Genomic DNA, 15,610 nt, shown 5'->3' with positions numbered 1-15,610 from the left:
TTCCAAAATAATACTAATAATTTTAGTAATTAAAATTATTAGTATTATTTTTGTTTAATGGAGTCCTCACACTTTGCTATAGTCGATATCGAGACCACTGGTGGCTATGCCTCTGCCAGCCAAATTACGGAGATTGCTATTTTTATTTTCGATGGTGATCGAGTTATTAACGAGTATAGCACCTTAATCAATCCGGAACAGCCCATTCCTTTCCATATCCAAGCCCTGACAGGAATCACGGATGAAATGGTCAAGGACTCCCCTGTTTTCGCTGATGTAGCCGAGAAGATCTATAATCTATTGGACAATAAGATATTTGTTGCCCATAACGTACATTTTGATTATTCCTTCATCCAATCATCATTAAAAAGTTCAGGCTACGATTGGAAAGCTTCAAGGTTATGTACAGTTCGACTTTCCAAGAAAATATTCCCAAATCTCAATTCTTATAGCCTAGGGCGTTTATGTCAATCTTTGGGTATTGATATTCAGGATAGACACCGCGCCAAAGGCGATGCAGAAGCTACGGTGACCTTATTTCAGAAATTGAAAGTAGCCGATGCAAATCAAATAATTGAAAATTCCATCAAGCATAAGGCAAAGGAACAACGCATCCCTACCCATATTTCCTCCGACTTGGTCAATAACCTACCCATGAGTACTGGAGTATATATTTTCAAGAATTCCAGTTCCAAGATCATCTATGTCGGTAAAGCAAACAATATTAAGAAAAGGGTGATTTCCCACTTTACAGGCAATAATACAGGTCAAAGAAGACAAAGCTTTATCAATGAAATCTGCCACATCGAATTCCAAGAAACCGGTACCGAATTGATGGCTTTCCTATTGGAATGCCACTTGATCAAGAAGAACTGGCCCATCTACAATCGGGCTTTAAAGAAATTTGAACCCAAGTATGGTCTTTTAGATTACGAAGATCAAAATGGCTATATCCGGCTTTCCATTTGCCAAGTCCGTAAAAACGTAAAACCCATTTACTATTTCAATAGCGTCCATGAATCCACACAGCTACTGCTCCGCTTGGTTCAGGAATTTGAATTAGACTTGCGTTTATGTTCATTTTTTTCAAATCCTAACGCCCCCAAAGAAATCAAGGAAATAGTAGCTCAAAAAAACTTCCCGGAGATAGAGGATTACAATCTCAAGGTCACCCAAGCCATCGAATCCTTAACCGATCAGAAGCGTAGTTTTGTGATTTTGGATAAAGGCAGGAATCTGAATGAGAAGAGCTACATCTATTATAAGGACAATAAGGTCCATGCCATTGGATTTGTAGAAAATGAAGACGAAAACTTGGATATTGAGAACATTGTCAGCCAAGATGATTTGGTGATCAACAATTTTTACATGAACCACCTGGCGGAAAGCTATGCGGCCTTATACCCCAATAAAGTCTTGCAATTAAAAGGCGTTCCTTTAGAATAGCGTCAATTGGTATCCCTCTTCCACAGCATCCTGATCATGGAAATTAGAAATCGTAACGCCCAATAACCTGACCCTACTTTCTTGCAGGTCCAGCTTGTCCAGTAGATCCAAAGCTTGATTTTCAATTTCCTCCAATTCCTCCATCGCTGTAAAGAAAGTACGGCTTCTGGTGATTTGCGTAAAGTCTCCGAACTTAACCTTTAAGGTAATGGTCTTTCCAAACTTTTCCGCTTTCTTGAGACGTTTATATAGCTTGCTAGATATCCTTTTTATTTCTTCCACCATATCCTCCCTTTCCCTTAGATCCGTTTCAAAAGTATCCTCCACACCAATCGACTTACTGATCCTATTGGGTTTCACAGGTCGATTATCCTCGCCACGAACAATTTGATAAAAGAATTTCCCCGACTTCCCAAAATGCTGGATCATTTCGATTTCCGAAAACCTTTTTAAGTCCTGACCATTGAAAATCCCCATTTGGTTCATCTTTTTTGCCGTGACTTTACCGACTCCAAAGAACTTTTCAATAGGCAGCTTTTCCAAGAAGGAGACAATCTTGGATGGACCAATAAAAGTCAATCCATCAGGTTTTTGAAAGTCTGAAGCAATTTTAGCGACAAACTTATTGACTGAAACTCCGGCAGAGGCTGTCAAATTCAGTTCTTCGGAAATTGCCTCTTTGATCTGTTTGGCAATCTCAATGGCCGACCCGATCCCAAGCTTATCTTCCGTTACATCTAAATAGGCTTCATCCAAAGACAAGGGCTCGATCAAATCCGTGTAGCGACTGAAAATAGAACGAATATGATTGGATACTTCCTTGTATACATCAAATCTTGGGTAAGTAAACAGTAAATGCGGGCATAATTTCAAGGCCATCCGCGATGACATAGCCGATTTAACACCAAATTTCCTGGCTTCATAGCTTGCCGTAGCCACAACGCCCCTGCCATCAGGTGAACCACCCACGGCCAAGGCCTTCCCCCTGAATTCAGGAAAATCTCGCTGTTCTACAGAAGCATAGAATGCATCCATGTCGATATGAATGATCTTTCGCATTATCCAAAAGTAAAAAAATGGTATTAATACTACATATCCATTGCCCAAATTTGACTTTAAGCCATGAAATTATAGTATCTTTGCGCTAAGTCCAATATATTATTAAAAAATGAGTAAAGTAAAAGTTGGTTTGGTTCAAATGTCTTGTGTAAAAGACAAACAAACGAACCTAAACAAAGCTATTGAGAAAGTTCGTGAAGCTGCTGCTAAAGGTGCACAAATTGTATGTTTGCAAGAGTTATTTACCTCTTTGTATTTCTGCGATGTAGAAGACTACGATAATTTTGATTTAGCAGAAGCAATCCCTGGACCTTCTACAGATGCCCTTTCTGCTGTGGCTAAAGAGTTAGGCGTAGTGATCATTGCTTCGCTTTTCGAAAAAAGAGCACAAGGATTATATCACAATACCACCGCTATCCTAGATGCAGACGGTTCTTACCTTGGTAAATACCGTAAGATGCATATCCCTGATGATCCAGCATTCTACGAAAAATTCTATTTCACTCCAGGTGACTTAGGTTACAAAGTATTCAGCACAAAATTTGGTAAAATTGGCGTATTGATCTGTTGGGATCAATGGTACCCAGAAGCTTCCAGGATTACTGCGCTTATGGGAGCTGAAATCATGTTCTACCCTACTGCTATTGGCTGGGCGACTGACCAAGATGAAGAAACCAACCAAGACCAATATAACGCTTGGCAGACTATCCAACGTTCTCACGCCGTTGCGAACGGAGTTCCGGTGGTATCTGTAAACCGTGTTGGATTTGAACAAGATGGAGCCATGAAATTCTGGGGCGGTAGTTTTGCTACCAATGCACAAGGTAAATTATTGTACCTGGCCTCCCATGATAAAGAAGAAGTTGAAGTCGTGGAAATCGATCTAAATCAATCCGACTACTTCCGTAAACACTGGCCTTTCTTACGTGATAGACGTATTGAGACCTATAGCCCGATTACAAAAAGGTTCATTGACGAAGATTAATAACCTTTAATTTAAAATATATTAAAAACTATGTTTTGTCCTGCAGAACATAGTTTTTTTACGCTAATTTAATATGACAGCGCATATCAATTCAGATTTATACCAATATCAAGATACCCCCAAAGCACAAGGTTTTGTTTTTCCAGCTGAATGGGAAAAGCAAGACGCACTTTGGTTAAGCTGGCCCCACAAAGAAGAATCTTGGCCAGGAAAAATCGAAACTATTTACGAACCTTACTCCCAATTCATTAAACTGGTTGCTGAAGATCAACTGGTTCGTATCAATGTTGCTGATGAGGAAATGAAAGCTTTTGCTCTTTCGCATATTGAAAAATCAGGAGCTAAAATGGAAAACATTAGTTTCTATTTGAACCCTACTAACGATGCTTGGTGCCGTGATCACGGTCCTGCTTTTGTAATCAATCGTGCAACTGGCGAGAAAGCAGTTGTAGACTGGGGATACAATGCTTGGGGTGGTAAATACCCTCCCTTTGACCTTGATGATGTAGTTCCAACGAGAATCGCAAAGGAATTTAACCTGAAACTTTTTACACCTCCAATCGTCATGGAAGGTGGATCTGTAGAATTTAATGGTAAAGGGACTATCCTAACTACTTCTGCTTGTTTATTGAATGAAAACAGAAACCCGCATCTAAACAAGGAACAGATCGAAACTTACTTAAAGGATTATTATGGTCAAGACCAAGTCCTTTGGTTAGGTGATGGAATTGTTGGCGATGATACCGATGGGCATATTGATGATATTACCAGATTTGTTTCCGAAGACACCGTACTTACCGTTGTAGAAGAAGATAAAGCTGATGATAATTACGAACTATTACAGGAGAACCTAGAAAACTTAAAAGCAATGAAGCTTTTGGATGGTCGCTCCTTAAATGTTATTGAATTACCAATGCCAAGGCCGGTAGAATATGATGATCAAAGACTACCAGCATCTTACGCGAATTTCTATATTGCAAACAAAGTAGTTATTGTTCCTGTTTTTAATGATAAAAACGACAGTAAAGCTTTGGAGATTATCCAAAGTGTCTTCCCAGATAGAAAAGTAATCGGTATCGACTCGGTTGATATTATTTGGGGATTGGGGAGTTTTCATTGTTTAAGCCAACAAGAACCATCAATATAATATGAAAAACCTAAAACAGCTATTATTAACCAGCGCATTCATTTTTTTAGGTCTTTGCTTGGCTCAAGCTCAGGAAAGAGATGACCGTGCAACTATCTTAAACTTCAAAGGGATTCAATATAAATCGAATGACTCTTTGTTCTATATCAACTTTCGTTTCAGGATGCAAAACCGTTTAGGTTTCAAACAAGAACTGAATGATATTGACGATGGTAAATTTGATGCAAGGATCAGAAGGCTACGGATGCGTATGGATGGTTACATCTATACCCCTAAGATTTCTTATTCCGTTCAATTGGCCTTTACGCGCAGTGATCAGGACTACGATGATACCAAGGTGGCAAATATCGTAAGGGACGCTGTTATGTTTTATAACTTCTCTGACGATTTTTATTTATCCTTTGGACAGAACAAATTACCGGGTAACCGTCAACGTGTGAATTCATCAGGACAATTGCAATTTGCTGATCGTTCCTTAGTGAATGACAACTTTACTCTAGACCGTGACTTTGGTATTTCCTTAAACTTGAGTAAGAAGATTGGTAACATGCCTTTCAATGCAAAAGCGGCAATTTCAACAGGTGAAGGCCGTGCAGCATCTTCAACTGACCCAGGTTTAGCCTATACAGGCCGTGTGGAATTCCTACCATTGGGTAAGTTTTCTGATGGAAATGACTACCAAGAGGGTGATTTAGAGCGTGAGGAAACCCCAAAACTATCCATTGGTGGAGGCTATAGTTATAATGATAGAACCAAAAGAGAAGGTGGACAATTGGGAAGATTTGTAAAAAATCCTTTCACATTTAAAACGACCTTTGCCGATGCTATATTTAAATATAGTGGCTTTGCTTATCAGGCTGAATACATGCGTCGCGATGTAGACAATCCATTTAACGTGACAGATGAGGAAACACCTCAAGAAACCGTTGCTTATAAAGGATGGGGAGTTAACCAGCAGGTATCCTACCTGATGAACCACGGCTATGAAATAGCTGGTCGATATACCATGGTTCAACCGGACAGTGAAATCAAGGCATTTGAAAGACAAACGGAAGTAATGGAGCTAGGTTTAACCAAATATGTAAAATCCCACCGTTTGAAATTCCAATTGAATGGCAACTATACCTTCAAGGATGGCCATTTCAACAACAGTAATGATAAAAGCTCTTGGGGCGCGATGTTCCAAGTTGAATTGGGAATCTAAACTTTCCCAACACATATTATCCAAAGGCTGCAAGTAATTTTGCAGCCTTTGTCATTTAATCCTATGGATTTTACCCATTTATTGCATCATGGTAATAAGAATCCTTATCTTTAAAGATTAATTGTTGCAATGAAGTATTACTTAATAGCCGGTGAAACATCAGGCGATCTGCATGGTGCAAACCTGATCAAAGCATTAAAAAAAGAAGATCCTGAAGCTGAATTCCATATTGTTGGTGGCGATCAGATGAAAGAGGCTGCTGGAGTCCCTGTCTTGATCCATACCTCTGAAATGGCTTTCATGGGGTTCATCGAAGTGTTGATGAACCTGAGGAGTATTTCTAAAAACCTAAAAAAGGTCAAAGAAGATATCCAAAAAGTCCAACCCGATTGTCTAATCCTGATAGATTTCCCAGGTTTCAACATGAAAATAGCGGAATTTGCAAAGAAAATCGGGATCCCGGTCAACTATTATATTTCACCCAAAATTTGGGCTTGGAACCAAAAACGCGTCTACAAGATCAAAAAAGTGGTGGACCACATGTTCTGTATCCTTCCATTTGAGGTTAAGTTTTACAAGGAATTCAGGTACGATGTAGATTATGTCGGCAATCCTCTATTGGATGCCATTTCAGCGTATAAATTCCAGCCAGATTTCCGAGAAAAAAATGGTTTGGACAAAAGTCCGATCATCGCCCTATTACCGGGAAGCCGTAAAATGGAAATCGAACATCTCCTTCCAGAAATGGTCGATCTCTATAACCGATTCCCTGCACATCAATTGGTCATCGCTGGAGCCCCGAATATTGACCTCAGTCTTTACCAAAGGTATATTGGCGATTACCCTATACCTATTATATTTGATCAAACCTACGATCTCCTAAACAATGCAGAGGCTGCAGTAGTTACCAGTGGTACAGCAACTTTAGAAACGGCTTTGTTAAGAGTTCCTCAAGTGGTGGTTTACAAAGCCAATCCTATTTCGGTCATGATAGCGAGACAGGTCATCAAAGTGCAGTTTATTTCCTTGGTAAATCTGATCAACAACTATTTATCCGTTATTGAATTGATCCAAAAGGATTGTACCACCTCTAATATCGCTGATGAACTCGGTTTATTGATTTCCAATCCAGAGCATCGGGCTAGCGTTTTAGAAAATTATGATGTGCTTATGGAGAAGATGGGAACCCCTGGTGCATCCGAAAAAACAGCTAAATTGATCGTGGAATATATGAAGGCAGAAAATTAAACTTTTTCCCAATAATATTGTCCTAATAAACAGGAGGATAATGAAATGAAATATATATTAAGTTTAGCGTTAATTTTAGGTAGCTTCTTTACTTATGCCCAAGAAGTTCAACATATTCCACGCCTAGAGCTTGGAAAAAAAGACAAAAAGGTTTTCAGCAGAGGTGACTCTTCTATGGTCCTAAAGATTGATACCTTGATCATGAAGGATAAATCCAAATTGGAGTTCTACGCCAAGAAGGATGTCAAGCTCGATATTGGATATGCTGAAATTGGTAAAAATGTAGTGATCACCGGACAAGACAGCAAGAACAATGCAACGAACATCGACATGGATGTCAATTTCAGAAAATTGGGATCCCTATTTGTAATTGCAAGAGGTCTTGATGCCTTCAATGGTACCAAAACATTTCCGAATGGGAATGGTGGGAAAGTCAGCATTACCTATGATCCAAATGGTATCACCCCCCAAACAAAGGATAAAAAAGGAACCAACTACTTATTTGTAGATGTGAATGAAGGCGGCCAAAGAGTTAATCCAACCAGCGAGATTGGACAGATTTACAGCCGTATCTCTATGTCCTATCCTGGATTGAGAGGAATGCCACAAGGCCAGATCTATTCTGGTTCTCCGGGTAGAGAAGGATCAGTTGAAATAAAAGCAAAGGAATAATAATAGAATAAAATATTTGTCCAATAATTTTCGGAATATAAAAAAAACGATCAGCTGCATACAGTTGATCGTTTTTTTATTACCCTTTATTCTTAATAAATGATCCGTATTATTCGGACCAAGCTTTGACCTCATTCGAGACATATTCGGAAATTTCGGAATGTGTCTCGAATAAGATCCAAAAGAGCTAGCCAATATTATTCATGATTTTTCATCAATTATGAAATTAGTTGGAGCTCTACCCTATTGCTTGTTGCGTATTTTCTTTTGTTTTATTTTCTTTCTTGGCCTTATTGATCTTCAACTGCAAGAGAATGATGGAAGCAATCAAGGTAACGATGGCAATGATAGCTAAACCCCAAATTGGGCCTTGCAAATAAGCTGATGTACCTTTTTCAATCATTAAGGTACGGAAAATCTGAAGATAATGGGTAAGCGGAATCATTTTCGCAATACCAACTACCCAATCAGGCATTTGGCTTAAAGGCCAGGTAAAACCACTTAAGATAAAACTTGGCGTAGCGATCACCATCAAGATTTCTGTTGCCTTCAATTGACTTGGGATCGCGATACTGACCAGCACCCCAATGAAGCTTACTGCCAACAGGAATAACATGGTAGATCCAAAGAAAGTCCAGCCTTCCAGCTCCAAAGGCATTCTGTACCAAATTGAATATGCATAGTAAAGACCAAAGATTAAGAAGGACATCAAGATATATGGCAAGATTTTCACCAAGATCAGAACAAAAACGTTTTTAGATCTGCTGACCAATTCGTTAAAGGTTCCTTTTTCAAACTCCGATGCAAAACTCAATGCCAATCCTAACATCATAACTTGTTGCAAAACAGTCAATAAAACTCCCGGTAACATAAAGTAAAGGTAGTTGCCACTACGGATATTTTGCTTGATCATAGTGATCTTAAAGGGCTCAAACTGCTTGCTTGCGACAAATTCAGGAACACCTTTTTTCTGTTGAGCTTTAATCTGAACACCTGCCTTTAAAGTAGATGCTGCAACATTGACCGCCATCATCGCATAGTTGGAAGTCAAGGTATTGGAGGCATTGACAAACAAGGTCAGTTCTGTGCTCCGATTATAGTTGATATCAGAAGAAAAGTTTCTAGGAATCTGCACCACTACGGTTGATTCCGTTTTCATGGCTTCATCTTTTGCCGAAAAAGGATCATTGAGAACCTTGGCTACATAAATGACCTCATTTTCTTCAAACATATCAATCAACTGCCTACTCAATGGGCTTCTATCCTCGTCCACTACAATAATGGGTAGATTAGTGACTTTCCCTTTTTTATATACTCCACCAACCAAAACGCCATAAAGCACAGGAGCACCAAGGAAAAGGACAAGCAATACTTTGTTTTGAAAGAATAGCTTGAATTCTCTTATTATTAAACTCCAAAAATTCTTCATGCTCATTAGTTTTGTTTGACTATGAAAGTCGCTTTCGTTAATAGATCTTTAGACTCCTGTTTATTTACTGGCTTTAGATGAACCTCAAACAAGGTCTCCTGTTCTTCAAAATCAGGGTATGCTGTTGAGATATTTGCATAAGAACTCAATGGCTTAATGGTCTCTACAGTGGCCTTTATTTCCTTATTATCTAAATAAGGTAAGGTCAAGGTTTTCTCTTGCCCTTTCGCAAATTCCTTTACCTTGCTTTCGGGAATGGTGACCCTAAAAAAAGTACCATCATTGATATATCCTGAAACCAAGCTGTATCCAGCTAAGGCAAGTTCCCCCATCTGTAGGTTAATATTCTCTACAGTCATATCTTGTGGAGCTAAGATATACCTTTCTTTTCCAGCTACTTTTACTTCATCGACGGCGCCTAATGCACGTTCTTTCTGCCCCAAAGCCATTCTTTGCTGTTCTATACGTGCTCCATGCTGCACATCTGCCAATTCAGCTTGAGCGGCTAGATATTGATTCTTGGCACCTTGATATTTGGCATAGACCTCATCATATTTCTGTTGGGCTATTAAGGAATCTTTTAAAAGGTTGTTCATCCTATCCAAAGATTTTTGGGCAAAATCAAATTGTTCTTTTAAGCCATCTACCTTCGCATGGAGCTGTTTCATCTGTCCATCAGTTGCACCCTTGACTGCCATCTCATATTGCGCTTGTGCGGCAGCTAATGCGCCTTCAGCTTGAATGGATTTGGCATCGACTTCAGGCAACTCCAAAACGATCAAGGTATCCCCTTTATGGACGTTCTCTCCTACTTCTACCAAAATCTTCTGGATCTTTCCAGGTATCTTCGTGGTCACGGCAATTTGGTCACGTTCGATTTTGCCTTCTAATTTTGTTTCTTTTTTAGCATTGTCCCCTGAACAACTTTGTAAAAGAATAATTCCTGCTATGCTGTATATAATATTTTTCATGTTTATCTAGTGATGGTTTGGTATAAGTTTCCGTTTGCTTTTAATAACTCCGATGCTGCTAGGCGTTGATTTAGGACCTGATTGTAAAATCCCAATGACTGTTTATAAAATTCATTTTCTGCTTCCAATCTTTCCGTAACATCCGCCAAACCTTCTTCAAATTGTCTAGAAGCTAAATGAAGATTGTTCTTGGCAATTTCAACTTGTTGGTTGCTCACACTTATTTTTTTCATTGCCAGATTATAATCCACCTCAGTTTTACGCTGTAATAGTGAAAGTTTATCCTTGGTGTCAGCAAGTTTGTTCTCATTAATCTGAATATCCAATTTAGCCTTATCGATGGCAGTTTTATGGGCCTTTCCTTCAAAAATGGTCCATTTAACCCCTACACCTAAAGCAAAGTTGGGCGCCATTCTCAAATGATTGGACTCTAATTTTAAATCCCCTAGATGAGGTAAATCCTTGAGCGTCATATTGGTGCTAAAAGCGTTGAAATACGAGACATTACCAAAGGCAAATACCTGCGGTAGCTTGGCGCCTTTTTCTTTTTTCAAAACGTATTCATAGGCTTTTTGCGAAGCTTCCAAAGCTTGCAACTCCTTTCGGTTCATCTGTTTAGCGGAATCCATTTCCAAATTGATCTCTTGAAGTTGGTAGCTGATGGTTTCCAATTCTTCAATATTCATCCCGGTCAGCTCCTGCAGTTTAAAGTACAATAGTTCCCTATTGCTTTGAACTTCTGCCTTTTTACTTTCCAATTCCAACATCGCCAATTTGATCTTGTCCCGATCATAAGGGATCGCAAAACCATTTTCAATTCCTTTGACCACTTTGACATGTTCTTTGTTCAACCTTTTTTCAGAATCAACAATCAATAGGTCCACTTCTTTCAAAAGCATCAATTGGTCAAAACTATGCATGACCTCTTGGGCCAATTCATCATAGCCAGCTTCTGTCATCAATTGTTGAGCCTTAAACTTTTGCTCCAAAGCTTTTTGACCATTTGTGATTTGAAGGCCACTAAAAATTACTTGGGTTGCAGTTACACCGGCCATTCCAATTTGGGTCGAAAGGTTCATCCTTTGCGAACCATCAAAAATGGTCGTTCCTAGCAATGGCAAGGTCTTCGCTGGAATATCCACATCGATATTGCTGTTAAGATATCCATACATTGCGTTTGCAGAAACTGTAGGCAACAATTTTCCTTTAACATTTTCCCGGTCCAATGCTACTTTTTGATTTTCAAGGTTAGCATTGATCAGTGATTTATTATAATTAACTGCCTTTTCAACTGGTGCTTTGAAAGTCTCCAGCCCCTCTTGACCAAAAGCAGTCATCGTTGTAATCCACACAAAAGCTAAGCTTGATAAGGTTTTATTAATTTTAAAATCCATGTTGAATCAGTTTGACTTAATCTTTTAACAAGACAAAGATGCAAGTGTTTTAGATGAATAAATTTCAGATATCTTAAAAAAGGCGATGGAAATGAATTTCTACCCATAAAAATTACCATCCATAAGTTAATATGGAGGAGCGATATCAAAATATCGCCAACATGACCTAGAAAAAATACTATTTAATCCCTCGGATGACTGAGAGGGTCTGTTGGGAAATACCTAGATAGGAAGCGATATGTCCCAAGGATGCGTTTTGGAACAGCTCGGGGTTTTCTTCAATCAAAGCATTATAGCGTTCATGAGCAGTTTCAAACTGGGTCTTATAAAACCTATTGGAAAAGTTTATTAGAGAGTCTAATAGCACCTTTTGAATAATCTTATTGACGGTAATATCAGTATTTGATAGTTCTTCAATTGGGGCAAATGGAATAAGGCAAACCTTAGATGGAGCCAATGCTTGGAAGCCAAATAATGATGGTTTTTTATAAAAGACACTTTCAATACCGGTACCGAAGCTATTAGGTCCAAAGAAATAATGGGTTATTTCCCTTTTGTTTTTATAGTAGTAAATCCGAGTGAATCCAGATTCAATAAAGTAGATATATTTTAAGTAAGTATCTGGTTCAAAGATTACTTCGCCTTTTGCATATTCTTTAACTTCAATAATAGAATCAAAGAATTGTTCAAGCTCATCATTGATATGGTATAGTTCCTTAAAATATTTTAATATGGTCATCCGAATTTGTGCTGATAAACATTGAAAATATTGTTTTTAATTAACCTAAACAAATGAATTTTGCAATAAATCACAGGAATTTCGGCACTATAAGGGAAAGGATACTTTTAAAAAAAATAAGTACATTTATGTTAGAAAGTTAAAAGGTAAAAATAGCTTCAAACTAATCAATTTTAAAAGATGAAAATTACATTAACCGTTATTATGTTAGCCTTTATTTCATTGGCGCATGCTCAACACCATGAGACCAGAAAGATCGGGAATATTTCAGGTATTTCAGTTGCTTCCGGAATTCAAACTAAATTCATTAAATCTTCAAAAAATGAGGTCGTAGTGGATGTTTCCAGACAAGATCTGCTGAATAAGATTGAAACAGTAGTAAAAGCTGGAAATTTGCAAATCCGGGTAAAAAGAGGAAGCAATATCAGAGGTAACAATTCATTGAAGGTAACAGTTTACAGCAATTCTTCCATTGAATCGATCGCTGTTAGCTCCGCAGGAACATTAGAAATATTGGACCCAATAAGTGTCAACAATTTCAGTGCAGACATGTCCTCTGCTGGAAAGCTGAAGACTGGAAAAGTGGAAGCCACATCTTCTGAAATAAATCTCAGCTCTGCAGGTAAAATGTCTGGAGAATTAAAAACTGAAAAATTGGCGATCAATGCTTCCAGCTCAGGTGAATTAACACTATCTGGTATGGCAAAACAAACTACAGTGAATATGTCTTCTAATGGCAAGGCTTTCTTACAAAGCTTCAAAACCTCTAATTTGACGGTTAATGGTAGCTCAGGTGCCGGATTAAAAATTAATGTATCCAATGAACTGACTGCAAATGTATCTTCAGGAGCCAAAGTGGAATATTCCGGAAACCCTAAATCAAAATCTGTCAATCATTCATCAGGTGGTTCTGTCAGCCAACTCTAGAAATATTTTAAGGACGAAACAAAGGAGCTAAGTTTTAATTTAGCTCCTATGTTGTTTAATAACATTGCTAAAATATTTCTGCCCTTCCAGGGCAGTAGGACACCAAAAAGGGTTTCCTATTCCGATGTCACCTTGAGAGGTAAAAATTTGGACTAAATTTATCGGAAGGTGATGACAGCATGTTGGCAATGAAAATCTATTAGCTCTTTTGTTTTTTAAATATAGAACCCCATTTGGGGTTCCATTATTTTAGCAGACATGGCACGTTAGCCTGAAAGTCGCGCAAAAACGAAGTTCGATTAATCGAACTTCGTTTTTGCATTACCCCTTTATTGTTTACCATCCATGCTAAAATAATTCATCCCCTCTGGGGATGTATGGCGGATAAAAAATATCCTTCTGGAGAGGAGATATAGGTCTAAATACCTAGAAACATAGATTTAACAAACGTGTCATCGTAGGCACGAAAGGTCTCGGAACCATACAAACCATAAATGTATTGGCGTACAGGTCCTAAATCTTCGATTTAGAATGACAGGAAATTGTAGGACAATTCCGTACAGATTCTTCACTCATCGTTCAGAATTGGAACTGTCCCAGAGAGGGATTCAGAGAGAAACGAAGAATCTATTTTTTTATTTTTTTTAAGAATCGTTCATTCCGAAATCGTAAGATGAGGAAGCAATTTTTTATTGATTTGACCCCTTTAAAATGGATTTTCAGAAAAATATTTCACTCCGCTAGGGGTTCCCTAAAAATACAAACATCATTCTTCCGAAGGAAGCCCTTTAGCCCCTGGCTCATTTCCAGTGGCAGAAAAATGGAAAGAATGCCGATGTCTTGTGCGATGGGATTGGCCTTGGAATGCTTTCAATAGACCATCCCAGCAAAAGGGATGATCTATTGAAAGATATTCCCGACAACAAGGCATTCTATCCATGTGTGGGTGATTGTGCGAAAAGCCACCTTAAATGAGCCAAGGCCGTTACGGATTCGAGTTGTTTTTGGTATCCGTGTGCTCCTTCGTCGGTTTGGTTACTTTTGGGCTTCAAAAGTAACAGAGAAAAATATTGGCATCTCTACTCCGCGGGTCATCTCGAGAGGCACGAAAGGTCTCGGAATTATACAAACTATGATAGTATTGGCGAACAGGTCCTAAATCTTCGATTTAGAATGACAGGAAATTGTAGGACATTGCCGTACAGATTCTTCACTCATCGTTCAGAATTGGATATTCCTGAGAGGGATTCAGAGCAAAGCGAAGAATCTATTTTTGTTTTTTTTTTGCGGAATCTGTCATCGTAAGCACAGCGAACGAACTGTTTTTTCTAAAATAGAAATTTCAGAAAAATATTTCTCCCCCGCTAGGGGTTAGCCGTTTTACATTCCAATTTTCCTACAAAGATTCCACCCCTTCCAGGGGTTCTCCGGCAAGCGATTCCACGCTCTCCAAAGATTCAACCCCGGCTGGGGGTTGCATACCTATGCATTTATTCTATCCAGCATAGGCAGTATATCCCAAAAAAGAGTTTCCTATTCCGGTGTCACCTTGAGGCACGAAAGGTCTCGGAATTATACAAACTATGATAGTATTGGCGTACAGGTTCTAAATCTTCGATTTAGAATGACAGGAAATTGTAGGAAATTGGCGTACAGATTCTTCACACATCGTTCAGAATTGAAAGTGAACTATTTACCGATTGTTTTTATTTCGGATTTCGTCAATATTATTTCCTTTTACGTTATAAAATTATTTTGAACTCTACTTTGGAAGGGTTAAGTTTGTAGTGTTATTTAAAATCATTCTAAATAATATTGATTTAAAAAAATAAAAGGCTTACAAAAGTCTATAAAGAATCTCCATAATCTCTTTACTACTATTTCTATTGAGCTCCTGTATCCTTTCCACCGATACGGGAGCCATAGAAATAATTTTCAGCTAGCTAATTCCTTTCATTCTAATTCAAAAAATTAAGTTTCAATTCTTCGCTACACTTTATATTTCATAAAATATGTTCTAAATTCAGGCTGTAAAATTACCCTTATGAAAGCTCTGTTTTTTATTGGATTCTGGCTATGTCAGATCAGTTCTAGTATTATTTTTAAATATGGCGGAATACAACCAAAATATCAGTGGATGGCATTGATCGGTGGGAATATCATTTTACTTTCTGCATCTTGGTTTTTGGTCCAATTATTCAAAACCGTTCCCCAACCTATAGTCATAGCACTTTGTTCAGGGGGTACATTTCTTACCGTACAATTGGCAATGGCATTATGGTTTAAGCAACCATTAAGCTGGATGCAGATATTGGGATCCTTGATCATTATTGTAGGAATGGTCATGGTAACATTTGGAGATAAATCAATCAGTCAAAACTAATTTAAT

General features: G+C 38.3%; 13 protein-coding genes. 8 read left to right on the top strand and 5 right to left on the bottom strand.

Features of this window, described 5'->3' with window-relative positions; all coding sequences use genetic code 11:
* Window positions 1-57: 57 nt before the first annotated feature.
* Window positions 58-1,446 carry an exonuclease domain-containing protein gene (locus CKW03_RS10180; protein ID WP_093096381.1) on the top strand — a complete coding sequence of 463 codons (1,389 nt, stop codon included), beginning with the start codon at window positions 58-60 and terminating at the stop codon, window positions 1,444-1,446.
* On the opposite strand, the gene dinB is transcribed toward CKW03_RS10180, so the two are convergent.
* The gene (gene dinB, locus CKW03_RS10175) at window positions 1,438-2,505 is read right to left on the bottom strand and encodes a DNA polymerase IV (protein ID WP_093096379.1); all 1,068 of its coding nucleotides are present in this window, start codon (window positions 2,503-2,505) and stop codon (window positions 1,438-1,440) included. The genes CKW03_RS10180 and dinB overlap by 9 nt on opposite strands.
* Window positions 2,506-2,614: 109 nt before the next feature.
* Between dinB and CKW03_RS10170 the strand changes: the two genes are divergently transcribed.
* The 5 genes from CKW03_RS10170 to CKW03_RS10150 all read left to right on the top strand — a co-directional run bounded on the left by CKW03_RS10170 (window position 2,615) and on the right by CKW03_RS10150 (window position 7,761).
* On the top strand, window positions 2,615-3,490 hold the full coding sequence (locus tag CKW03_RS10170; RefSeq protein WP_093096376.1) for a carbon-nitrogen hydrolase: 876 nt from the start codon (window positions 2,615-2,617) through the stop codon (window positions 3,488-3,490).
* 73 nt (window positions 3,491-3,563) lie between these two features.
* A complete protein-coding gene (locus tag CKW03_RS10165; protein ID WP_093096374.1) occupies window positions 3,564-4,637 on the top strand; it encodes an agmatine deiminase family protein in 1,074 nt (357 codons plus the stop codon).
* Between the two features lies 1 nt (window position 4,638).
* Window positions 4,639-5,841 (top strand): porin, encoded by a 1,203-nt coding sequence (locus CKW03_RS10160; protein ID WP_093096371.1) that lies wholly within the window; start codon window positions 4,639-4,641, stop codon window positions 5,839-5,841.
* Between the two features lie 129 nt (window positions 5,842-5,970).
* Entirely contained in the window at window positions 5,971-7,089 is a 1,119-nt protein-coding gene (lpxB, locus tag CKW03_RS10155) for a lipid-A-disaccharide synthase (RefSeq protein ID WP_093096369.1), read from the top strand.
* 45 nt (window positions 7,090-7,134) lie between these two features.
* Window positions 7,135-7,761 carry a hypothetical protein gene (locus CKW03_RS10150; RefSeq protein ID WP_093096366.1) on the top strand — a complete coding sequence of 209 codons (627 nt, stop codon included), beginning with the start codon at window positions 7,135-7,137 and terminating at the stop codon, window positions 7,759-7,761.
* A gap of 238 nt (window positions 7,762-7,999) precedes the next feature.
* On the opposite strand, the gene CKW03_RS10145 is transcribed toward CKW03_RS10150, so the two are convergent.
* The 4 genes from CKW03_RS10145 to CKW03_RS10130 all read right to left on the bottom strand — a co-directional run bounded on the left by CKW03_RS10145 (window position 8,000) and on the right by CKW03_RS10130 (window position 12,294).
* Complete coding sequence (locus tag CKW03_RS10145) at window positions 8,000-9,190, bottom strand: ABC transporter permease (RefSeq protein WP_093097767.1); 1,191 nt, start codon at window positions 9,188-9,190, stop codon at window positions 8,000-8,002.
* 5 nt (window positions 9,191-9,195) lie between these two features.
* Entirely contained in the window at window positions 9,196-10,161 is a 966-nt protein-coding gene (locus CKW03_RS10140; RefSeq protein ID WP_093096365.1) for an HlyD family secretion protein, read from the bottom strand.
* A 2-nt stretch (window positions 10,162-10,163) separates the two neighbouring features.
* Entirely contained in the window at window positions 10,164-11,555 is a 1,392-nt protein-coding gene (locus CKW03_RS10135) for a TolC family protein (RefSeq protein ID WP_236736457.1), read from the bottom strand.
* Window positions 11,556-11,733: 178 nt separating this feature from the next.
* The gene (locus CKW03_RS10130; RefSeq protein WP_093096362.1) at window positions 11,734-12,294 is read right to left on the bottom strand and encodes a Crp/Fnr family transcriptional regulator; all 561 of its coding nucleotides are present in this window, start codon (window positions 12,292-12,294) and stop codon (window positions 11,734-11,736) included.
* A gap of 180 nt (window positions 12,295-12,474) precedes the next feature.
* Between CKW03_RS10130 and CKW03_RS10125 the strand changes: the two genes are divergently transcribed.
* Together CKW03_RS10125 and CKW03_RS10120 are read left to right on the top strand one after the other, a co-directional pair.
* Window positions 12,475-13,221: a GIN domain-containing protein gene (locus CKW03_RS10125; RefSeq protein WP_093096360.1), complete on the top strand. Its 747-nt coding sequence runs from the start codon at window positions 12,475-12,477 to the stop codon at window positions 13,219-13,221.
* A gap of 2,044 nt (window positions 13,222-15,265) precedes the next feature.
* The gene (locus tag CKW03_RS10120; RefSeq protein WP_093096357.1) at window positions 15,266-15,604 is read left to right on the top strand and encodes a DMT family transporter; all 339 of its coding nucleotides are present in this window, start codon (window positions 15,266-15,268) and stop codon (window positions 15,602-15,604) included.
* Window positions 15,605-15,610: the final 6 nt, after the last annotated feature.

The organism is Sphingobacterium mizutaii (assembly GCF_900187125.1).
Classification (GTDB): domain Bacteria; phylum Bacteroidota; class Bacteroidia; order Sphingobacteriales; family Sphingobacteriaceae; genus Sphingobacterium; species Sphingobacterium mizutaii.
This window is presented reverse-complemented; position numbering and strand designations above follow the sequence as displayed.

Bases quoted from the DNA above. Each gene is read 5' to 3' on its own strand.
- CKW03_RS10180 (WP_093096381.1), top strand. From the start codon at position 58: ATGGAGTCCTCACACTTTGCTATAGTCGATATCGAGACCACTGGTGGC.
- dinB (WP_093096379.1), bottom strand. From the start codon at position 2,505: ATGCGAAAGATCATTCATATCGACATGGATGCATTCTATGCTTCTGTA.
- CKW03_RS10170 (WP_093096376.1), top strand. From the start codon at position 2,615: ATGAGTAAAGTAAAAGTTGGTTTGGTTCAAATGTCTTGTGTAAAAGAC.
- CKW03_RS10165 (WP_093096374.1), top strand. From the start codon at position 3,564: ATGACAGCGCATATCAATTCAGATTTATACCAATATCAAGATACCCCC.
- CKW03_RS10160 (WP_093096371.1), top strand. From the start codon at position 4,639: ATGAAAAACCTAAAACAGCTATTATTAACCAGCGCATTCATTTTTTTA.
- lpxB (WP_093096369.1), top strand. From the start codon at position 5,971: ATGAAGTATTACTTAATAGCCGGTGAAACATCAGGCGATCTGCATGGT.
- CKW03_RS10150 (WP_093096366.1), top strand. From the start codon at position 7,135: ATGAAATATATATTAAGTTTAGCGTTAATTTTAGGTAGCTTCTTTACT.
- CKW03_RS10145 (WP_093097767.1), bottom strand. From the start codon at position 9,190: ATGAAGAATTTTTGGAGTTTAATAATAAGAGAATTCAAGCTATTCTTT.
- CKW03_RS10140 (WP_093096365.1), bottom strand. From the start codon at position 10,161: ATGAAAAATATTATATACAGCATAGCAGGAATTATTCTTTTACAAAGT.
- CKW03_RS10135 (WP_236736457.1), bottom strand. From the start codon at position 11,555: ATGGATTTTAAAATTAATAAAACCTTATCAAGCTTAGCTTTTGTGTGG.
- CKW03_RS10130 (WP_093096362.1), bottom strand. From the start codon at position 12,294: ATGACCATATTAAAATATTTTAAGGAACTATACCATATCAATGATGAG.
- CKW03_RS10125 (WP_093096360.1), top strand. From the start codon at position 12,475: ATGAAAATTACATTAACCGTTATTATGTTAGCCTTTATTTCATTGGCG.
- CKW03_RS10120 (WP_093096357.1), top strand. From the start codon at position 15,266: ATGAAAGCTCTGTTTTTTATTGGATTCTGGCTATGTCAGATCAGTTCT.